The organism is Rheinheimera sp. ATLC3 (assembly GCF_059429535.1).
On sequence record NZ_CM182103.1, the window covers coordinates 948909 to 969785 of the forward strand.

General features: G+C 46.2%; 19 protein-coding genes and 2 tRNA genes. 7 read left to right on the forward strand and 14 right to left on the reverse strand.

Annotated elements, in window-relative coordinates:
- Window positions 1-375: 375 nt before the first annotated feature.
- The gene (locus AC5SV9_RS04475) at window positions 376-1503 is read right to left on the reverse strand and encodes a peptidase C39 family protein (RefSeq protein WP_475146640.1); all 1128 of its coding nucleotides are present in this window, start codon (window positions 1501-1503) and stop codon (window positions 376-378) included.
- 162 nt (window positions 1504-1665) lie between these two features.
- Between AC5SV9_RS04475 and AC5SV9_RS04480 the strand changes: the two genes are divergently transcribed.
- Window positions 1666-3132 carry a RimK family ATP-grasp domain-containing protein gene (locus tag AC5SV9_RS04480; protein WP_475146642.1) on the forward strand — a complete coding sequence of 489 codons (1467 nt, stop codon included), beginning with the start codon at window positions 1666-1668 and terminating at the stop codon, window positions 3130-3132.
- 38 nt (window positions 3133-3170) lie between these two features.
- On the opposite strand, the gene AC5SV9_RS04485 is transcribed toward AC5SV9_RS04480, so the two are convergent.
- The 6 genes from AC5SV9_RS04485 to AC5SV9_RS04510 all read right to left on the reverse strand — a co-directional run bounded on the left by AC5SV9_RS04485 (window position 3171) and on the right by AC5SV9_RS04510 (window position 9674).
- Window positions 3171-3256 (reverse strand) — tRNA-Leu (locus AC5SV9_RS04485).
- A gap of 149 nt (window positions 3257-3405) precedes the next feature.
- Window positions 3406-3491: transfer RNA gene (locus tag AC5SV9_RS04490), tRNA-Leu, on the reverse strand.
- 89 nt (window positions 3492-3580) lie between these two features.
- The gene (locus AC5SV9_RS04495; RefSeq protein ID WP_475146644.1) at window positions 3581-4531 is read right to left on the reverse strand and encodes an isopenicillin N synthase family dioxygenase; all 951 of its coding nucleotides are present in this window, start codon (window positions 4529-4531) and stop codon (window positions 3581-3583) included.
- Between the two features lie 15 nt (window positions 4532-4546).
- Entirely contained in the window at window positions 4547-5755 is a 1209-nt protein-coding gene (locus AC5SV9_RS04500) for a NupC/NupG family nucleoside CNT transporter (RefSeq protein ID WP_475146646.1), read from the reverse strand.
- A gap of 18 nt (window positions 5756-5773) precedes the next feature.
- Entirely contained in the window at window positions 5774-6406 is a 633-nt protein-coding gene (udk, locus tag AC5SV9_RS04505; protein WP_475146648.1) for a uridine kinase, read from the reverse strand.
- 112 nt (window positions 6407-6518) lie between these two features.
- A complete protein-coding gene (locus AC5SV9_RS04510) occupies window positions 6519-9674 on the reverse strand; it encodes a TonB-dependent receptor (RefSeq protein WP_475146650.1) in 3156 nt (1051 codons plus the stop codon).
- Between the two features lie 377 nt (window positions 9675-10051).
- Here AC5SV9_RS04510 and AC5SV9_RS04515 point away from each other — a divergent pair, with 377 nt between their 5' ends.
- Window positions 10052-11176, forward strand: a complete 1125-nt coding sequence (locus AC5SV9_RS04515; protein WP_475148316.1) for an endonuclease/exonuclease/phosphatase family protein — start codon at window positions 10052-10054, stop codon at window positions 11174-11176.
- Window positions 11177-11198: 22 nt separating this feature from the next.
- Here AC5SV9_RS04515 and rlmM read toward each other — a convergent pair whose 3' ends face one another.
- The 6 genes from rlmM to mutY all read right to left on the reverse strand — a co-directional run bounded on the left by rlmM (window position 11199) and on the right by mutY (window position 15662).
- On the reverse strand, window positions 11199-12281 hold the full coding sequence (gene rlmM, locus AC5SV9_RS04520; protein WP_475146652.1) for a 23S rRNA (cytidine(2498)-2'-O)-methyltransferase RlmM: 1083 nt from the start codon (window positions 12279-12281) through the stop codon (window positions 11199-11201).
- A gap of 1 nt (window position 12282) precedes the next feature.
- On the reverse strand, window positions 12283-12657 hold the full coding sequence (locus AC5SV9_RS04525) for a DUF423 domain-containing protein (RefSeq protein ID WP_475146654.1): 375 nt from the start codon (window positions 12655-12657) through the stop codon (window positions 12283-12285).
- Window positions 12632-13270, reverse strand: a complete 639-nt coding sequence (locus tag AC5SV9_RS04530; RefSeq protein WP_475146656.1) for an alpha/beta family hydrolase — start codon at window positions 13268-13270, stop codon at window positions 12632-12634. The genes AC5SV9_RS04525 and AC5SV9_RS04530 overlap by 26 nt, the downstream gene beginning before the upstream one ends.
- On the reverse strand, window positions 13251-14186 hold the full coding sequence (locus AC5SV9_RS04535; RefSeq protein WP_331924345.1) for a transcriptional regulator GcvA: 936 nt from the start codon (window positions 14184-14186) through the stop codon (window positions 13251-13253). The genes AC5SV9_RS04530 and AC5SV9_RS04535 overlap by 20 nt, the downstream gene beginning before the upstream one ends.
- An 82-nt stretch (window positions 14187-14268) precedes the next feature.
- The gene (locus AC5SV9_RS04540; protein WP_475146658.1) at window positions 14269-14541 is read right to left on the reverse strand and encodes an oxidative damage protection protein; all 273 of its coding nucleotides are present in this window, start codon (window positions 14539-14541) and stop codon (window positions 14269-14271) included.
- Window positions 14538-15662, reverse strand: coding sequence for an A/G-specific adenine glycosylase (gene mutY / locus AC5SV9_RS04545; protein ID WP_475146660.1), 1125 nt, complete (start codon window positions 15660-15662; stop codon window positions 14538-14540). The genes AC5SV9_RS04540 and mutY overlap by 4 nt, the downstream gene beginning before the upstream one ends.
- 90 nt (window positions 15663-15752) lie before the next feature.
- Here mutY and trmB point away from each other — a divergent pair, with 90 nt between their 5' ends.
- The 3 genes from trmB to AC5SV9_RS04560 all read left to right on the forward strand — a co-directional run bounded on the left by trmB (window position 15753) and on the right by AC5SV9_RS04560 (window position 17810).
- On the forward strand, window positions 15753-16475 hold the full coding sequence (trmB, locus tag AC5SV9_RS04550; RefSeq protein ID WP_475146662.1) for a tRNA (guanosine(46)-N7)-methyltransferase TrmB: 723 nt from the start codon (window positions 15753-15755) through the stop codon (window positions 16473-16475).
- Entirely contained in the window at window positions 16476-17495 is a 1020-nt protein-coding gene (locus AC5SV9_RS04555; RefSeq protein ID WP_475146664.1) for a methyltransferase, read from the forward strand. It abuts the gene before it with no gap.
- Window positions 17496-17639: 144 nt separating this feature from the next.
- Window positions 17640-17810, forward strand: coding sequence for a hypothetical protein (locus AC5SV9_RS04560; RefSeq protein WP_475146666.1), 171 nt, complete (start codon window positions 17640-17642; stop codon window positions 17808-17810).
- Here the strand turns inward: AC5SV9_RS04560 and AC5SV9_RS04565 are convergent.
- Window positions 17807-18205, reverse strand: a complete 399-nt coding sequence (locus AC5SV9_RS04565; RefSeq protein ID WP_475146668.1) for a DUF3293 domain-containing protein — start codon at window positions 18203-18205, stop codon at window positions 17807-17809. The genes AC5SV9_RS04560 and AC5SV9_RS04565 overlap by 4 nt on opposite strands.
- A 145-nt stretch (window positions 18206-18350) precedes the next feature.
- Here AC5SV9_RS04565 and AC5SV9_RS04570 point away from each other — a divergent pair, with 145 nt between their 5' ends.
- Together AC5SV9_RS04570 and arcA are read left to right on the forward strand one after the other, a co-directional pair.
- Entirely contained in the window at window positions 18351-19982 is a 1632-nt protein-coding gene (locus AC5SV9_RS04570) for a sensor histidine kinase (protein WP_475146670.1), read from the forward strand.
- A gap of 186 nt (window positions 19983-20168) precedes the next feature.
- On the forward strand, window positions 20169-20876 hold the full coding sequence (gene arcA / locus AC5SV9_RS04575) for a two-component system response regulator ArcA (protein ID WP_134056822.1): 708 nt from the start codon (window positions 20169-20171) through the stop codon (window positions 20874-20876).
- Window position 20877: the final 1 nt, after the last annotated feature.

The following is a 20877-nucleotide window of genomic DNA, read 5'->3' on the forward strand; positions in this document are numbered from 1 at the left end:
GTTAAAGAGCGTGCTTCGCTTAGAAGCGGGAGGCGTATGTTACACTTCCCAGTTTTTAAGTCAAGCGTGACGATTATTCTTTTTTAAAAACACTCGTCACACCCGACTTTTTATCCCGTTTCACCGCGTTAAACACCACCGTGAAGCGAGGGCGCCATTTTAGTGATTTAAGAAAGTCTGTCAAGCGTCTTTTTGAAGATTTTTAACTTTCTTTCTAAACCACCCGGAGACTCTGTTTTCGCAGCACCCCGTGGCATGGCGCGCATTATAGGGCGTTTTTAAACACGTGCAAGCGCTTAAGTGAGAAAAATTGGTTTTTCACGATCGTTAGAAGAAAAAATCAGCAAAACGGTAATATTTCAGACAAATAATGCGTTATTTACCGCCTTTTATAACAACAGCAGCTTTAAGACGGCTTTTACCATAGCTAAACGCCTTCATAAAAACCGAATGTTCTACCGGTATATATTGTCGCTCACTGGGAGATAACCATGGAATATCTTCAGTGTCAGGATCATTGATATAAACAAAGTGCTCGTCAACAGCACATACCACCACCCAATGTGGCGCTTTACTCTTATCAAACTGCCAGGTACTGATAAGTACCACCAGTAATGCCCCACTTTCTAACAAGGTTTTGATAGATGAAATTCCAAGTTCAGCACGATGCACAGCTATGCCACACTGCTCCACTTTTTTCCGGTAAGATTCATGAACACGCTGAAGTATCATTTTTTTGACCTCGCTGCGCACTGTGTCAGTAAACAACGGTCCTTCCTTATTAAGATAAATATCGACCTGAAACCCACGCTGATGCGCAGCTAACGCCAACCCGCGGGGACCGCATCCCCCGTGCCCGGAAGTCATAAAAATAGTGGTAGCTTCGCGCCAAATATCGATTTCAAGTGCAGTCGGGTCAAATTGATTAGGCTTAAAGTAGTTGAACACCATAAGTAGGCAGGCAGGGCCACATGTGAAAGGCGTTGTTTGGGCTATATAGGGTACCTGACGATTTACCGACGCACTGTCAAACTGAATAATCTGCTTCTGCATACAGATAGCATCCGAATGATCTTCATAAAAATCATGCTTCACCGCAAACTCATGGTAATTCAGTTTCTGGTACAACCTGATTGCAGACAGATTATCAAAACGCACTTCCAGTCTTAATAAAACACAATTACGCGCAGAAGCAGCTTTTTCTGCCGCTGACATCAAAAGTTCAGCAATGCCCCTCTTACGCTTATCTGGATCTACCGCCAACGAATAGAGCCTGGCTAAACTCGTGCCTCTGCGATAAATAAGCAGGAAATAGCCAACTACCGAACCGTCGTGCTCGACAAGCAACAGATCACTTCGTTTTTCTGTAATAAAGCGGCGGAAACTTCTGCTACTGATCCTGTCTGAGTCAAAGCAACGCGATTCAAGCTGAGTGAGCGCTGAAACATCGGGTAAGGTGGCACGACGGAATGTAAGTGCTTCAGTTACATCATTGTGTGTCATTACTATACCTATTATTGCCTTTGTCTGGTTTTTAACTAAGTTTAGGATAACAACAGCTAAATGAATGAAATGCCAATAAGAAATTTAACTTTTGAAGAGTTGCTTTCTTTGCTGTCTTTTTGCTTTAAAGCAGGCAATGCTAATAAAAAATCGGGAGTGTAAATGGCTAAGCTGATTATTGTGGTTGATAAAGCGCAGGATTGGGCACCGTTTTATCAGTATGACGGCGTAATGACATTACCTGACTATCTAAAATGGTCAGCTAAAAACAAACAACGCACAAGAGTGATTAATCTGTGCCGCCAGTCACTGTATCTGGGCACAGGTTACTATTGCTCCTTACTCGCGGAGGCCAGAGGCCATAATGTGATGCCGTCAGTCAGAGCCTTTAACAAATTTAACCGCCATGAAATTGCCGATATTGCAGAGGATATTCCTGGTTCAATTCTCACGCAGCTAAACAAGGCACTGGCTGAAGAGACGGCGACACAGCTTATTTTTAATATTTATTTCGGCGAAACCGAACTCAAAGCATTAAAAAAGGTAGCGACTTACCTGTTTGAAGCTTTCCCTGTACCAATTTTGCGTGTGGAGCTGCAGAAGAAACAGAATTGGCAGGTTAAGACATTAAAAATCGGCAGTGTGCACAAGCTGAATGAGCAGGAGCAAAGTATATTCGGCAATACGCTGGAAAAGTATAGCCATAAGATTTGGCGGGTTGAGCCGACAAACAAAAAGTATAAGTATGACCTCGCCGTATTGGTTGACCCGAAGGAGAAATTCCCGCCTTGTACACCTAAATCACTGGAGCTGTTTGCCAAAGCTGCACGCAAAGCCGCGATGGACATAGAACAAATAGCGGCACGTGACATTCATCGTCTGGCTGAGTTTGATGGTTTGTTTATCCGTGAGACAACGGCTGTTAATCATCATACTTTTCATATGGCACTGAAGGCCGAGCGCGAAGGTCTCGCTGTAATTGACGATCCAAACTCTATCCTGCGTTGTGGCAATAAAGTGTATCTGCAAACCCTGTTTGAACAACATAAAGTGCCCATGCCTGATGGTATTATGCTTTTCAAGCAGGATGAAGATAACTTAGAGCGTGCGGCAGACAGTCTGGGCCTGCCATTGGTGCTGAAAATCCCCGATGGTAGCTTTTCCCGCGGCGTAGTGAAGGTAAAAACTCTGACAGAGCTCAGAGCACAGCTAAATACATTGTTTGAGCAAAGTGCCATCATTCTTGCTCAGCGATACACCTACACCGAATATGATTGGCGTATTGGTGTACTAAACGGCATGGCTATTTTTGCCTGTAAATATTTTATGGCGCGAAATCACTGGCAAATATATAAACATGGCAAAGCTAAAACCGAAAGTGGCGGCTTTACCACCTGCGCCATCAGTGAAGTACCATCGCATGTTATCGACGCTGCACTGCGAGCTTGTGCGCCTATAGGCGACAGCCTTTACGGTGTTGATGTTAAGCAGAACGGTGACAAGGTTTATGTTATTGAGGTAAACGACAATCCCAATATCGACGACGGTGTTGAGGATTTATATTTAGGGAACAAACTCTACGATATGCTGGTAGAAGACTTTATCCGCCGCATAGAGCTAAAACGCTAAGTTTTGGATACAAAAAAACCGGCTTTAGCCGGTTGATTTGGTGCAGATGGAGAGACTCGAACTCTCACGCCTTGTGGGCACAAACACCTGAAGCTTGCGTGTCTACCAATTCCACCACATCTGCGTTATGTTTTCGCTACTGCGACAACATGGCGTGCAGTATAGCGACAAAAAAAAATCCGTCAACTGACAAAACTGAAAATAAATTTGTTTGCACAATAAATCAGCGACATAAACGACGGGTACAAAAAAACCGGCTTTAGCCGGTTAATTTGGTGCAGATGGAGAGACTCGAACTCTCACGCCTTGTGGGCACAAACACCTGAAGCTTGCGTGTCTACCAATTCCACCACATCTGCATATGGCCTGCAGTATACAGCCTTATCACACCTCGTCAATATGCTGACGCAGCAGATAAAGCTGTTTGCACATTTAAACAGCTAAATGCTTACATTTTGCCTTTTTTCAATAAGCCAATTTCCTCTAAACGCTGCATTAAATAGTCGTTAGAGTTAATAGGCTCAGGGTACCGGTTTGGCCGTTCGGCACTTACGCAGGTATCGAGCGTTTCAATCACATAATCCGGGTTCGGATGCATAAAAAACGGAATCGAATACCGCGGCTCACCTGCCGCAGCACCTGCCGGGTTTACCACCCTGTGCGTGGTTGATGGCAGTACATGGTTAGTCAGACGCTGCAACATATCACCGATATTCACTACTATAGTGCCTTCGATAGTTGTAACCGGCAGCCAGCTGCCATCGCGGCGCAGAATTTCCAAACCAGCCTCGTTAGAACCAACCAATAGCGTGATAAGGTTAATATCTTCATGCTGACCAGCACGGATAGATTGTGTGCTGGTGTCTTTAATTGGCGGATAATGAATAGGCCGTAAAATTGAATTACCATAATTTACTTTGTCAGCAAAGTATTTCTGCTCTTGCCCCAGGTACAGCGCCAGAGCTTCCAGCACTGTATTTCCTAACTTTTCCAGTTCAGTGTATAAGGCATAAGTCGCTTGTTTGAAGCCCTCAACCTCGGTTGGCCAGACGTTAGGATATAAGCTGGGATGCGGTGCAGGGCCTTCCAGCTCACGCCCAACGTGCCAGAACTCTTTCAAATCCGGATGATTAGAATCTTTTGCTTTTTCAACCCCAAAGCCGGTATAACCGCGTGCCCCACCCTGACCAGGCATATGGTACTTAGCTTTAACATCATTGGGTAAAGCAAAAAACTGCTTAATTGCTTTATATGTATTATCTACCACTTGATCCGGAATACCATGGCCGCTGATGCCACAGAATCCAAACTCAGTGTAGGCCTTGCCAATTTCGGCAACAAAGTTATCTTTGTCGGTGGCAAACCGTCTTATATCTAACGTTGGAACTTGCTGTGTCATATAAAAGACCTGTTTTTAGCCTAAGGAAAAAAAGAACCCTGCAATTGCAGCGCTCATTAAGTTCGCCAATGTTGCAGCAAGCAAAGCTTTTAAACCCAGCTCTGCAATATCAGCGCGGCGACTTGGAGCCATACCACCCAAACCACCTAATAAAATAGCAATTGAAGAGAAGTTAGCAAAACCACACAGGGCGATAGTGACTATCACCTGAGTATGGGCACTTAACTGCTCTTTCACCTGCACAAAGTCGAGGTATGCGACAAACTCATTAATAACCAGTTTCTGGCCAATAAAACTGCCGGCCATACGCGCTTCATCCCAGGACACGCCTAAAATAAACGCCAGCGGCTGGAACACATAGCCGAAGATAACCTGCAGCGTTAAGCCCTCTACACCAAACCAACCAGCAATACCACCAATGGCTCCATTAACCAACGCTATTAAGCCGACAAACGCCAATAACATTGCGCCTACGTTCAGTGCCAGTTGCATGCCGCTTGACGCACCAGCCGCAGCAGCATCAATCAGATTGGTATGCTGAGTGTCGGTTTTAATTTCATCCAGCTCATTCTTCGGTTGTTCTGTCTCCGGTAAAATAAGCTTCGCCATTAAAAAGCCACCTGGCGCGGCCATAAAGCTGGCGGCTATAAGATATTTAAGCTCTATGCCTAAACCGGCATACCCCGCCAGCACAGAGCCTGCAACTGATGCCAGACCGCCTACCATTACTGCGAACAATTCAGAACGGGTCATAGTTGGAATAAAAGGCCTTACAATTAATGGCGCTTCTGTCTGGCCAACAAAAATATTGGCAGCCGCCGACATTGACTCAGGCCGGCTGGTGCCCAGCAGCTTTTGCAAGCCACCACCTATAATACGGATTATCCATGTCATCACACCTATATGGTAAAGCACAGCAATAAGGGATGAGAAAAAGATAATAATAGTCAGCACATGGATAGCGAAAATAAAGCCCTGCGATTTACGACCAATATCACCGAACAGAAACTCAATACCGGCTGTAGCATAGCTGATAATGTCGGCAACAAAGGTTGAAATGCTAAACAGCACGTCCTGACCGAAGGGTACATACAATACAAAGGCACCTATTGCCAGCTGTATGCCAAAAGCGCCGCCTACAGTACGCCAGTTAATCCGGCTGCGGTTGGCCGACGCAGCGTAAGCTACCAGTAACAGGGCAAGAATGCCCACCAATCCCATCATAGTTATATTTCCTGGTTGTTATTCCGCCAGCAGCTGGCGGATTTTTGCTTTTATAATATCGATAGCAATCTGATTCTTACCACCGCGGGTCACAACCAGATCTGCGTATTGTTTGGAAGGTGCGATAAACTCAAAAAATGCGGGTCGTACTGAGTTTTCATATTGCTCGGTAACAGAGCTTAAACTGCGACCACGCTCTTCTAAGTCACGCTTTATACGGCGTAGCAAGCACACATCAAGCGGTGTATCCATAAACACAGTAATATCAAACTGCTGCCGCAACTGCTCATCAGTTAACAGCAAAATACCTTCAACCAGAATAACTTTTGCCGGCTGTACTGTAATAGTTTCATCAGTGCGGGTATGTGTTTTATAGCTATATTGTGGCATCTGAATCGCTTTGCCATTTCGCAATGCATTCAAATGAGATGCCAGCAACTCATGTTCAAAAGCTGCTGGATGGTCGTAGTTAGTCAGCGTGCGCTGCTCAAACGACAAGTGGCTTTGGTCACGGTAATAGGCATCTTCCGACAGTATAGCGATACGTTCACCGCCAAGTTCAGCAACCAGCTCCTGGTATACCGTTGATGCAAAAAGGCTTTTGCCGGATGCCGAAGCGCCAGCAATCGCAATAATAGTGTTTTTTCCCACGGAGTAATTCACTTTGGCAAAATAAGCCGGTAATTATCGCTAAAAAACGCTGATTAAGAAATAAAAAAATGCCCGCATTAAGCGGGCACTTACTAGTTACTTTGAAAGATTATCAGAACTTATAACTTACACCAATTTTCATCCGCCATGCAGACTCAATATTGCGGAAAGTCTGTGGCACTTCAGTTCTCGCAGTAGGAGCACTATATACGTACTGATTGGCATCTGCATCATACGCAACATCCGCGATTCTCTGGTAGCCAGGGAAAGCAGTTTCGTAAACACGACCAGCACTGCTATCAATCATATTAAGTAAGTTCTTTATTTCAATATAGAAAGAACCTTTATGTCCTTCCATAAAGCCCGGTGTTTCCTGTTCAAATTTAAAGTCCAAGGTATTAGTGTAACGGCCTGACTCAGTATTCCGCGGCATGATTTGACCTGCGTACTTATCCAGTCCTGCTGCAACAAAATCATCCCAACCGAAATCTCCGCTATAACGCACATTAGCGTCATCCGGACCAGTAGGTATATACGGTAAATAACCATTACGGTCATCAGTACCACCATTGCTACCATTGTCACCAAAGGCACGGCCCGGGCCTACTGTCCAGCTATAAGGGCGACCTGAACGACGTTCGCCATAAAGCGTGAAGTTACTTTTATAGCCAGCAAAAAACTCGTGGCTATAGGTCAGAGTGAAGTTAAAGCGATGCTTAATTTCATAACCTGCTGTACCAACAGTTGATTCGTTACGGTCTACTGCAGCATATCGCGAGAAATTTGAAGCAGCTTGAGCTGACGTACCCGAAGACAAATCTTTAACATTTTGATGCGCATAACCAAAACGAATACTCAAGTCATCAAACTTAGTCGCCGCACCAAAGGCATAAACATTACTTCTGCCACCTGAACCATTAACAAAGAGGATGTCGTTACGATTAGGCACACCATCAGCCAACACGCCAGTATAAATATTACGACCATCGGGCCCAGTTACAACCTCATAATTTTCCCGATGTAGATCCTTCCAGATAACATCACGGTCTTTATTAGAGTGGATGTATTCAGCTGTCAGATCCCAATTGCCGAAATCAGATTGCAGCAGGTAATCTACTGCCAGGTTATATTTCCATTCAGATGGCAGTTTAAAGTTTGGATCAATCGCGTTGACGTTACCATCTCCCGGAACCAATGAGTCTGTCACGGAATCAGGTATGTTTGTAAAATCAATATCGGTCTGATTTGCTGTAGCAGAACCTGGTGCCTGCACTAGAATTATACCATCGTTAGAAAAGCCGTTTGCCAGCCATACATTAGGACGGCCACCACTAAAGCGACCAATACCACCGCGAATTATCGTGTTATCCAAACCACGCCAGTTAAAGCCGAAGCGCGGCATCAGAAGATCCTTGCCGTCCATATTCTCGGTGTTGACAATATCGTAGCGCTCAACAAAGTTTTCATTCAGGCGAGGCTCACTATCTGAATTATAACGTTCATAACGCAGACCAAAATCTAACGTTAAATCATAATCAAACAAATCCCAACTGTCCTGCAGGTAAAATGCATCTGTACCGAATTTAAATGCTGCTGCTGCATCAGCCGGGTTTAACGTATAGGCATTCTGATAGCTAAAGCCCGATGATGTTTGTTGTAAGAAACGGTCAAGACCGCTAACAGTTACTACACCATCAACCACAGTGTTATGGAACTGCCAGGTACCTTTGCTGTTTGACACAAACAGGTTGTACACATCAAGCTTTTCGTGTTCCCAGCCAAAGCTAATGGTATGATCTTCAAGCAGATACTCACCGGCTAATCGAAGCTGAAATAAATCGTTAGTTAATTCGTTAGCATGTCTAAATGTATCAGGGCCAAAAATCACCCGACCAGAAGGTGTGTCAACTTGAACTTGGCCATAAGTATTACCACGTAACGGGTTTTGACCAACTTCAACTTCTTTCCAGGCTACTTTAACTTCAGTACTGAAATTGTCACTCCAAACAGAGTACAAATGCCCAGCGAACGCCTCTAAATCCTGTTGATTGTTGTAGAAATTAGTGTCAAGTGCAATTTGGGTAGCTCTTGAGCCAGCTCCGGTGTTGATAGCATTACTTTCAGTCTTTTGATAAGTGAAAGATGCACGGTGGTCATCATTAATATTCCAGTCCAGTTTGGCTAGCAGTTTCTTGTCTTCCAAATCGTCTGCAACATTCCACTGCCCAGCTTCTACGCCATAAACTTCGCGTGCAATTCGTGCAACTTCGTCAATATCAGATTGAGTGACGCTGGCAGAATTTGGTGCACTTGAACCTGCAGCACCCCACAGTGTGTTGTAAGGCTCAATCAAATCTTCATAAGCTACGAAGAAAAACAGTTTATCTTCAATCAGAGCACCACCTAAACTTGCACCCCAAACTTTACGATTAAAATCTAATAATTCAACTTTCTCTCGTCCTGGAGCACCTGATTTACCAGACAGGGACTGATCCATATACTCGTAAAAGAAAGAACCTTTAAACTCATTAGTACCCGATTTAGTTACTGCGTTAACACCAGCACCTGTAAAGCCACCAGACTTTACAGTGAATGGTGCAGTGCTTACCGTAATTTGATCCAGAGCAGACAACGGAATAGGAGAGCGCTGAGTTGGATAGCCATTATCATTCAGACCAAAATCATCATCCTGGCGCACACCGTCAACTGTCAAACTGTTATAACGTGGGTTAGCACCGGCAACAGACATCGATGACGTAGCATCACCAAGCACCACAACCAAAGGGTCTTGCCTTACAACGTCTTTCAAATCACGGTCAAATAGCGGCATACTATTAATCTGCGAGGCATTAAAAGTAGTCGAAGTACCCATTTTCCCGGCATTTAATAAGCTCAGTGCAGAACCGGTCACCGCGATTCTCTCCACTCCTGCCGCAACTTCAGGCTCTAATTGCGCATTTAAGCGGAAGGTTTCACCAAGAGATAGAAAAATATTGTCATAAACCCGGGTGCCCTCTGCGCTGGTTATAGTTACGATATAAGGACCACCAACGCGCAAACCGCTACTAACAAATGAACCGGATTCATTTGAGGTCGTTACTGAACGGGTATTAGACGGCACATGCAGTATATCAACACGAGCATTCGAAGCGGTTTGACCTTCCTGAGTAACAATATTACCGCGAATTGATGAAGCCGTGTCGGCTAGTACGGCATTGCTTACGCCAAACGCTAACGTAACGGCCAATGCTATATTTTTAATTTTCATATCGTTTTTCACCTGGTAGTTGTAGGTATTTATCTAAATCCATTTGAATACAGATGCTGCGTTCAATTTGGGAGATAATGGTATCGAAACCATATTACATTTTTCTTACGCCAATCCGATTTATGGGAACTTTTTGCTCCTCTAATTGTCTTAGGCGACTGCCATATAAGTGTAACATAGCAGGTCGGAGTTGCGCACTATGTAGCTGGAATTTGCTCATAAAATGACTTTCCGGCTAAATTAATGCTTCTGCTGGTTTTTAGGCGCAGTGGGCTTTATGCTAGCCGCCTGTCTGAATTATTCCCTCTTTTCTGATGAAAACATATAAAGCTCTAACTATCCTCAGTGCAGTTATAAGCCTTGGAGTTTCTGTGTCTATGCATGCTACTGAAGTCACCTTTGCCACCTTTAATGTCAGTATGGAAGCGCAAAATTACCTGCCCGCCGGTGAGCCTGGTGATGGTACCGTGCTGGCAAAACTTCTTGAGACAGATACTCAGCCTCAGATCCGCAATATCGCGCACATTATTCAGCTGGTCCGGCCGGATGTACTGCTGTTAAATGAGTTTGATTATATTGAAAAGCCGGAAAAAGGTATTAAGGCTTTTATCCGTAATTATCTGAATAAAGCACAAGGCACTGCCGAAGCTATCGATTACCCATACTTTTACTACAGCACGGTTAATACCGGCCAGCCCAGCCCTTATGATCTGGACAATGACGGTGTTGCCAGTGGCACCGGTGCCGACGCCTGGGGTTTCGGATTTTATCCAGGCCAGTATGGCATGGTGCTGTTGTCGAAGTTTCCGATAGATACAGCTAACGTGCGCACCTTTCAGCATTTTAAATGGAAAGATATGCCCGGTTTTATGCCGACGAAGAAAGCCGATGGCAGCCCCTGGTATAGCAAAAAAGCCTGGGCAGAGTTTCCGTTGTCGTCAAAAAGTCACTGGGACATTCCTCTTACTGTCAATGGCGAAAAAGTACATGTGCTGGCAAGTCACCCTACACCACCGGTGTTTGACGGCGAGGAAAACCGCAACGGCATCCGCAACCATGATGAGATCCGTTTCTGGGCAGACTACCTGACTCCCGCCAACAGCGGCTATATCTATGATGACAAAGCCGTAAAAGGTGGCCTGCCAGTTGGTACACGCTTTGTTTTACTTGGCGATCAAAACTCTTCTGCGGATGGCGAAGGTGACGCCTTTAACAGCGCTATCAGCTCGCTGTACCAGCACCCGCGCGTAAACAACGCTAAACCACCGCAAAGCAAAGGCGGCGCTGAGCATACGCCGGATAACCCTAAAGCGGCATTTCATACCGCAGGCTGGCGGATGCGGGCAGACTATGTGCTGCCATCCAAAGCAGGCTGGCAAGTGCTTGAAAGCGGTGTGTTCTGGCCAGAGACATCTGACCCGCTATACCCTTTGGTAGGCTCGCGCGGTGCCAGTTCGGATCATCGTATGGTATGGGTGAAGTTGGAATTAAGCGCTGAGTAACTCAGCGCTTTAAGCACAGCGGCTAAAACCGCTGTACCAGATTTTGTACGTGCACAGTTACCTCTTCCCTGTCATGGTAAAGGTGTTTAACCTGCAGCCGGTATTTAATACCGGCTTCAATTAAACGCTGTTCAAACTGTTCTAAGATTTCATTTACCGTTTCATAGCGCTTCTTCATCGGCAGTTTCAGGTTAAAAATCGTCTCCTGACACCAGCCATTAATCAACCAGTCCCCTATCCGCTCAGCAACCCGTTGCGGCTGTTCAATCATGTCGCACACCAGCCAATACACATTTTTCTTCTGCGGTTCAAATTTAAAACCATCGACGGTTAAATGTCTTACCTGGCCGGTTTCCATCAGAGACTCTGCCATCGGGCCGTTATCAATAGCTGTAACCATCATGCTGCGCTTAACCAGCTGATAAGTCCATCCGCCCGGACAGGCACCAAGATCTACCGCATTCATGCCGCCGGCTAAACGTTTATCCCATTCATGTTTAGGAATAAACTGCAAAAAAGCTTCTTCCAGCTTCAAGGTACTTCGGCTTGGCGCTTCATTGGGAAACTTTAACCGCATAATGCCGTTTTCCAACGGGCTGTTGTTTTCAGGGTAAGATAAACCCACATAGCCTTGCTGGCCGCTTAATAAAAACAAATGCAGCACAGGTGCCCGCTTTTGCTCCTTAGCGAGCAACACCCCTGCCTGGCGCAGGGCTTGGCGCAGCGGCACAGTTAGCTTACGCGCCAATGTTGATAGCGTTTTACCGTCATTGGTTTCCGGGTATTCAACCCTTAGCTCACCACAGCCAGTCAGTTCAGCACCAAGTACAGCTTCAATCACCGGGGCGATTCGGTCTGCCGGTGGTAACTCCAACAGTTCGGCCTGCAACAAACTCCACTGCCGGATAAAGATAAACTGTTCAAACGGATAATCGCGGTAAAACGCTGCCAGGCTGTCGGCATCATAGGCTTCAAAAATAACATAAGCACTATTACTGCTTAATTTACAGTAGCCGAACACATTGTGCAGGCCGGCTTTGTGCTGAATTTCGGCAGCACACTCTTTCTCAAAGCCTGCACGGCAATACAGTAATAATTGTCGCATGTTAACTCCGCCGCCAGGCCGTTACAGCGAACAGCAACCAGGCAGCAATAAGTAGCTGGCCACCTATCGGCGCCAGCTGAGAATAATGAAATGGCAATACGAAAACGCCTGCCAGTATAGTCCAGACAAAACACCACAAACCAAGATGCCACAGCAGCGCCACCAACTGCGTTAACTTAGCACTGCTTTGGCGCGTACCAATAGCCAGCAATGCTAAAGCATGAAAAGCCAGCATTGCCAAAGCACTTATTACCCGGGCAACGGCTTCGGTACTTAAGCTGCCCTGCCATAAATGCATCAGCACCGCACTCAACCCCACTACAGCAGCACCATACAAGGCTGCCGTACTATTACTGATTTGCCAAAAGTACTTCATCAATGCTCCTGCTACAAAACTGTGCGGCCTGTGCAATAAGGTGGCTTTGTGTCAGACCGGTTTTTACTCTGGGTTTTAAATCATGGTCGCCATCTGTTAGCCAGTTAACGGTTACCTGCGGCCAGCTTTGCACAGCAACTTCTTCCCGGTTGCCAAAGGCATCACGTTCACCCTGCGCAATAAACAGCTTACAATTCAACGTAGCAAAATGCTCTGTGCGCCACTGCTGCTTTTTAGGTGCATGAAAAGGATAGCCAAAAGCTACAACTGCCCGCACTTTATTATGCGCACTGAGCATGCTGGCAACCCGGCCACCCATAGATTTACCGCCGGCAAACAGCGGCAAATCGTCAGGGCACTCGGTAATAAGCTGACTAAACAGCTGTTGCAACAGCGGCAACTTATCCGGCAGGCTGCGCTTACCTGTGTCGATAAACCGCTGCATATAGGCAAAGTTAAAGCGCCAGACTTCTACCTTATGTTGCAGCAGCTGATCAGCTAACTGACACATAAACTCACTCTCGGCACCGGCACCGGCACCATGCGCCAGCAGCATGCGGGCTTTAGGCTGTGCCGGCTTATCTTTAATAAACTTAATCAAGTGCCACCGCATTGGTAAATTGCTGTTCGGCAAACTCAGCTTGCTCAGCTTCAACCATTTGTGTCATCCATTGACGAAAAGCAGTAATTTTACCCAGCTCAGTCTGGCTTTCCCGGCATACTAAGTAATAGGCATCTTTTGAGATCAGTACGTGGTTAAACGGCACTATTAACCTGCCTGAGTTAATATCAGGCCGGGCCAAAACGTTATGAGCCAGTGCCACACCCTGACCATGAATAGCAGCCTGCAATACCATAGAAGAATGACTGAAAATCGGCCCCTGATTCACATTAAAATGCTTGAAGCCCTGAGTGGTGAACCAGGCTTTCCAGGCCCGGCGCGAGCCATCGTGCAATAAGTTATGGTATTGCAGATCTGTTGGCTCCAGCAAAGGTTTGCTACGGTTTAGCAGCAATGGTGAACAGACCGGCAGCAGGTATTCCGTATGCAGTTTGTCAGCATGCAGATTACGCCAGGTGCCACGGCCATAGTAGATGGCCACGTCGACATCATCTGTTAATGAACCTTCATCCAGGTCAACCGCTTTTATCCGCACATCAATATCAGGGTGCAGTTCACTAAACTGGTTTAATCTGGGTACTAACCACTGAATCGCAAAGCTTGGCTGTAAACTTACCGTCAGTGAGCCCTTAGCGCCACGGGCCAGCAGCTTTTCGGTCGATTCATGCAGTTGCAGAAAAATTTCTTTGATATCAAGAAAGTAACTTTGCCCCTCTTCTGTCAGTAACAGTGAGCGGTTTTTGCGCATAAACAGCTTAAGGCCAAGATGGTCTTCCAGCGCTTTAATCTGATGACTAATAGCGGCCTGGGTTACATACATTTCTTCAGCAGCTTTAGTGAAACTTAAATGCCTGGCGGCAGTTTCAAACGCTTTTAATGCATTAAGCGGGGGCAGTCGACGCGCCATAATCTCTCTTGAATGATTAAATTTTCTAATCCGAATTATAGCGTTGGCACTGGCGCTAAGCCAGCACCATTCTAACTAACAACTATTTCTCTACCGGCTTATAGCCTTCAATTTCAACATTTTCGCCTTTGAACAAGAAAGCTTCCATCTGCTCTTCCAGCAACTTTCTGTGCTCCGGGTTCATCATGTTAAGCTTTTTCTCATTAATCAGCATAATTTGCTTTGCCTGCCAAAGGGCAAAAGCCTCCTTGCTGATAGAGTCAAAAATCTTCTTGCCCAAATCTCCCGGGTACAATTGAAAATCCAGGCCCGGCGCGTCTTTTTTTAAATATTGACAAAATACTGTACGGCTCATATTTCACGATCCTCAGAATCCGCTGTTGTAGCAATCAGTTGTTGTAATAGCTGCTTTGCCGGAGCTGACAAACCAACCGCTGGAATGGCGTCTATTCTAAACCAACTTGCACCAGAATGCTCCTGCACTGCATCCGGCAACGATTTCAGCTTCAGCAACTGCGGTTGGATCCACAGATGAAAATGGCTGAAAGTATGCCGAAAAGCCGGCAACTGATCGGTAGCGTCAATTTGCAAACCATTTAACGCTATATACTGCTCACGCTCCTGCGCACCGGCAAATTCGATAAAGCCATACAGGCCGCCCCATAAACCGGCTGCCGGACGCTGTTGCAGTAACACTTGTTGTTGATGTTGCAACAGTAACCAGAAGCTTTGTTTCTCAGGCAGCACCTTCTTTGGCTTTTTACCCGGATATAATGCCTGCTCGCCTGCCAGCGCCGCTTTACATTTTAATTTCAGCGGACATTCGCTGCAACGCGGCTTACTGCGGCTGCATAATGTTGCGCCAAGGTCCATCATCGCCTGATTAAACTGCGCTACCGTCTGTTTTGGTGTTATCTGTTCAGCCAGTTGCCAGAGTTTTTGCTCCGTCGCTTTATCCCCCGGCCAGCCGGGTACTGCAGCAAAACGCGCCAAAACACGCTTACAGTTACCATCAAGGATCGGGTGATGCTGCCCCAAAGCCAGCGACAATACCGCGCCGGCGGTTGATCTGCCAACACCGGGCAACGCCAGAACGTGCTCAAACTCACACGGAAACTCGCCCTGGTGCTCTGCAACTATTATCTTTGCAGCCCTATGCAGATTGCGCGCCCGGGCATAGTAGCCAAGCCCCGTCCATAAATGCAGTACTTCATCAAGCTCAGCTGCTGCTAACGCCGTTACATCATTAAAACGGGCAACAAAACGCTCGAAATATGGCATAACAGTCGCTACCTGGGTTTGCTGCAGCATTATTTCACTGAGCCAGGTTTTGTATGGGGTCTTCTCTATTTGCCAGGGTAGTGTTTTACGCCCATGCTGCTGATACCAGCTAACTAACTGATTTGAAAACCAAACTGCATCCTGTTGCTGCAACATAAAGGCCTCTGCCAGAACAATTGCCGGCAGTATAAGCACAGCGCCTGGCCTTGCCAACCATAATCGCGGTTGAGCAAAGACCGTAATACAAGGATAATACGCGCCGTTAACGATTAGGCGGAGCAACAGATGACAGACAGTACCGAGCAGCACGGCCAGCAGGCTGAAAACACAACTTATATGCGGAAGATCCGCTCATTTGTGCTGCGCGAAGGGCGGCTGACTAAAGGTCAGCAACATGCGTTGGATACCTACTGGCCAGACTATGGCCTGCAATATCAGAGTACACCTTTGCCTTTGGCGCAGGTATTTGGCCGCGACAGCGCCGTGGTGCTGGAAATTGGCTTTGGTATGGGCAAGTCTCTGGTACAAATGGCAAAAGAAGCACCTGAAAAAGATTTTATCGGTATAGAGGTACACCGACCGGGCGTCGGTGCTTGTCTGTCTGATGCTGCTGCGCAACAGGTCAAAAACCTGCGGGTATTTGAGCACGATGCGGTTGAAATACTTGAAGATACTATTGCTGACAATAGCCTGGACACTGTACAGCTGTTTTTCCCTGACCCGTGGCATAAAAAACGTCACCACAAGCGCCGTATTGTGCAGCCAGAGTTCGTGCAGCTGCTCAGGCGAAAACTAAAACCCGGCGGTGTGTTTCATATGGCAACTGACTGGGAAAACTATGCGGAGCATATGCTGGAAGTCATGCAGGCAGCAGAAGGCTTCAGTAACCTGTCAGCTGATAATACCTATGTTGAAAGGCCTGAACACAGACCTTTGACCAAGTTTGAACAGCGCGGGCAGCGTTTGGGCCATGGCGTCTGGGATCTGATGTATAAAAAGGACAACTAAATGTTAGCCACCGCCAGTCAACTGGTTTTACGTAATATTGCTGATCTTAGCGGCAAAGTGCTGCTGGCAGAGCCTATGGCAGATACCTTAGCTGCCGAACTTTTGCATCTGGCACCGCACTTACAGTTAAGCTGCTACAGTACAGATGCTGCTGTAGTTAAAAGCTGGCTGCACCCCGCCGTCAAGCTGTACGACAATGTTAACCCTGCATTTAGCGACAGCTTTGACACCATTGTCATTTTTTATCCGAAAAGTAAAGATCAGCTGGCATACACTCTTAGCCAGCTTAAACCTGCGATAAAAAATACCACAGCAGTTTTTGTTACCGGTGACAATAAAGGCGGTATAAAAAGCCTGGGCAGCCATGCGCAAAAGCTTGGTTTGGGTGCCAACAAACTGGATAACGCCAAGCATTGTCTGTGGTTTTCTCTGTTTGGTGATTTCTCGGCACTGCCACAGATTACTGCCAGTCAATTCAGCATTACAGCTGCTGGTGAGCAGCTAACGCTGAACTCTCTGCCGGGAGTATTTAACCACGGCAAACTTGATCTTGGTACCGCGTTGCTGTTGGATAACCTGCCAGCTATCAGCCAGGGTAAGGTACTTGATTTCGCCTGTGGCTGCGGTGTCATCGGCGCAATGTTAAAGCGTAAATACCCACAAATTGAACTGTTCAGTTCAGATATTAGTGCGCTGGCGGTGAAAGCAACCGAGCTGACATTGAGCGCCAACAACCTCAGCGGCACAGTTATCACAGCAGATGGCTTGCCTGAGTTTCCCAAGCAGTTTGATTACATTGTCAGTAATCCGCCGTTTCACACCGGTATAAAAACTGACTACAGTATTGTCGAAGCTTTTATCGCGCAAAGTGCAACACGGTTGAGCAGTCAGGGTAATTTAACGATTGTGGCTAACAGCCATCTGGCCTATCAGGAAGTGCTACAACGCTCGTTCAGGCAGGTAAGTGTTATCGCAAAAGCCAATGGCTTTGTTATATACCGCGCCAGCCAGAAAAACTAAGGACGCCTTATGTATAAATTGTCAGCTCTGTTTCTGTTATTCATAATAGCACCGGCAGCAGCTGACAGTCTTAGCTGTGTGCAGAACCCAAAACGAACCAAAGCCTGCCCGAACATGTTATACCGCTCCGCCCAGCTCCCAGGCATGACTGCACCAGGCCTGGTTTGCATTTGCGCCAGTGATTTTGCGGCCCTGCTGCAGCAACCGCAAACAGAAGGTGAAAAAGTCAGCCAGAATATGACCAGAAGACAGATGGAAGTGATCTACGGTGACAAATTGCAACCGGTGCTGGACATCCTGCAACGTAAAAATTAGTCAGGCATCAATACCAGACGTTCGCGGAAATTTCCCAGGCTTTCTTCATGCTGAGCCAGCAGTACCGGCACCAGAAATAACTCACCCTGCTCTACCCAGTAAATAGCATTTTGCTCAAACTGCCGCGCCAGCGTAATAGCCGTATTTTTCTCACACAGCACTATCCAGCTTTTTTCCTGAAAACTATGATCCGGAGCACAGCCTATAACAGAGCGATAAGGCAATTTTTGCTGATTTAGGTAAGCCTGAAATTCTTTGTCACGACGAAGGTTAAGATAGGGATGCCCGGTTACACCGGCGGGGTTCTGAGCGCTGATAATGGCAAAATCAATATTGCAGTTCAGCACCTGATGGCAAATAAAAACACTGGTCTTATAACTTTCCCACAGACTCATAACCAGCCCTAAAAGTAACAAGTGCTCCAACTATAAACTGCTTTACGAAATTTACCAGCGCAGTTTGCTAATTTGGCTTAATGTGCATAACATCAATGCAGGCTGTCAAAGCCGGAACGACCATCAAGTTCACAGAGATAACTGAATGATTGCAATAGATAAAACCACGTCCATTAAAAGTGCGTTAATTTGGGTGATTATGCTTATCTGCAGTCTGACACTCTGCCTTGCGATGGTGGTATCGACAGCTCAGGATGTGAAGCTACAACAGAAAAAACTGGTAACCCAGCTTGAGGGTTACGTCAGTATTATTGCCTTCAATGCCCAGAACAGCATTTTGCAAGATGATGCTGATACAGAGGAAAACCGGCTTAAGTCTTTTAAAGCCGTAAACATCCTGCACAATATTCATATCTACAAAAAAACAACTGACTCAGATGAGCTGAGTTTTTTTGCCAGCTACAACCGTGACGGCATAGGCCCTTTCCCGGTGCAGTTCTCCCGGGTGCAGCAGTTTCTTAAACCTTACATCAGTGACAATTATATCGAACTGGCTAAAGCCATTTATGCTGATGAAAAAGTGCTAGGTTATGTCTATGTACGCGCAAGCCAGGAAGAACTGAGCGCTTATATTCAGACTCGTATTCTGCTCGATATTCTTATTGCACTGATAGCACTTGGCAGTGCCTTTTTTATCAGCTCTAAACTGCAGAAGCGCTTTACCAGCCCGATAGAGAATTTACTTAGCGTGATGCAGAAAGTGTCGAAACAAAAAGACTATCAGGTCAGGGCACCTACAGCGCCGATTAAAGAGTACAACATGCTAAGCCGGGCTTTTAACACTATGCTGGACCGTATCGAACAGCAAATCAGTAAACTGCAGCAGGCTGAACAGGAAAACAGACAACTGACACTGAGCCTGGAGCAGAAAATTGCCGAACGTACCGACGCTTTAAAAACATCTAATCAGGAATTACTGAACACTCTGGCTACCTTGCATCAGTACCAGAATCAGATTGTTGAAACCGAGAAAATGGCCAGCCTGGGCCAGATGGTCGCCGGCGTCGCGCATGAAGTTAACACGCCAATTGGGCTCGGTGTGACGGCATCAACCTTGCTGCAGGATAAACTGGCTGATATCCAGCGCGCTTTTGATGAGAAGAAACTTACTTCTTCCCAGCTGGCCAGGTTTTTGTCAGAGAGTAAAGAGAACCTCGGTATCATCTATCGCAATATGGAACGGGCGGCTAGCCTGATCTCCAGCTTCAAGCGGGTTGCGGTAGATCAGTCCAATGAAAACCGTCGCCAGTTTAATATGCAGCAGCTGATCAACGAGGTGCTGTTATCACTTAGGCCCAATCTGAAAAAAACTCAGCATCAGATTATTGTCAACTGCCCTGCTCAGCTCGAACTTGACAGTAAACCCGGACCGATAAATCAGATACTGATAAACCTTATCATGAATAGCCTGATCCATGCGTTTGAACACATTGAACAGGGCGAAATGACCATTGATATATCAGTACAGGATAGCAACTGCCAGCTTATCTATACCGACAATGGCGCAGGTGTACCTGAGTCTATTAAAAAGCGTATTTTTGATCCCTTTGTCACTACCAAGCGCGGAGAAGGAGGCAGTGGTCTGGGGCTACACCTGGTCTATAACCTTGTCACCCAGGCATTAAATGGCAAGATCCAGCTCGACAGCACCTTAGGCCAGGGGATCCGCATCAGCATTAATTTTCCCGTTATCGTGATTAAAAACGATCAACATTAACTGACTAATCGTAGTAGTTATCAGTAATTTGCAGCCAACAAATATTAGCAAAATCTAATTGTTAACAAAAAACTTGTTAACAATTGGATGGCTGGTTATAATTACGCATTATTTGACAATTACAAGTCATATATAAAACAAAATCCCGTTATTAATTTAACACAATTCACATAAGGTCTAACTCTAATGCAAACTCCTGTGATTCTTATCGTTGAAGACGAAGAAGTAACCCGTTTAAACCTGGTGAGCCTGTTTCAGGGAGAAGGGTATGACGTCATTGAAGCTGTGAATGGTGAAGAAATGAACCAGAAGCTTACCGACAATAAGGTAAATCTGGTTGTTATGGACATTAATCTGCCAGGCAAAAATGGCCTTATTCTGGCAAGAGAACTGCGTCAAAAAGAAAATATTGGCCTGATTTTTCTGACCGGCCGCGATAGCGAAGTAGACCGCATCCTGGGTCTGGAAATTGGTGCTGACGATTACCTGACGAAACCCTTCAATCCACGTGAGCTGACAATCCGTGCCCGTAACCTGTTAAACCGTACCGTGGCGCAACCTGTGGTTGAAGAACACAAAAGCGTAGTTAAATTTAACGGTTGGACGCTGGATGAGAACAGCCGTAACCTGACATCGCCAAAAGGTGTTGCACGTCGTTTACCAAAAGGCGAGTACCGCGCGTTGCGTTTAATGCTGGACACACCGGGTAAAATCTTCACCCGTGAACAGTTAATCCGCCATATGACAGGCCGTGATTTACGCCCTAACGATCGTACTGTTGATGTAACTATCCGCCGTATCCGTAAACACTTCGAGTCAGATATTGATAGCCCTGAGTTAATCAGCACTATCCACGGTGAAGGCTACCGCTTCGTTGGTAAACTGGAAAAGTAAG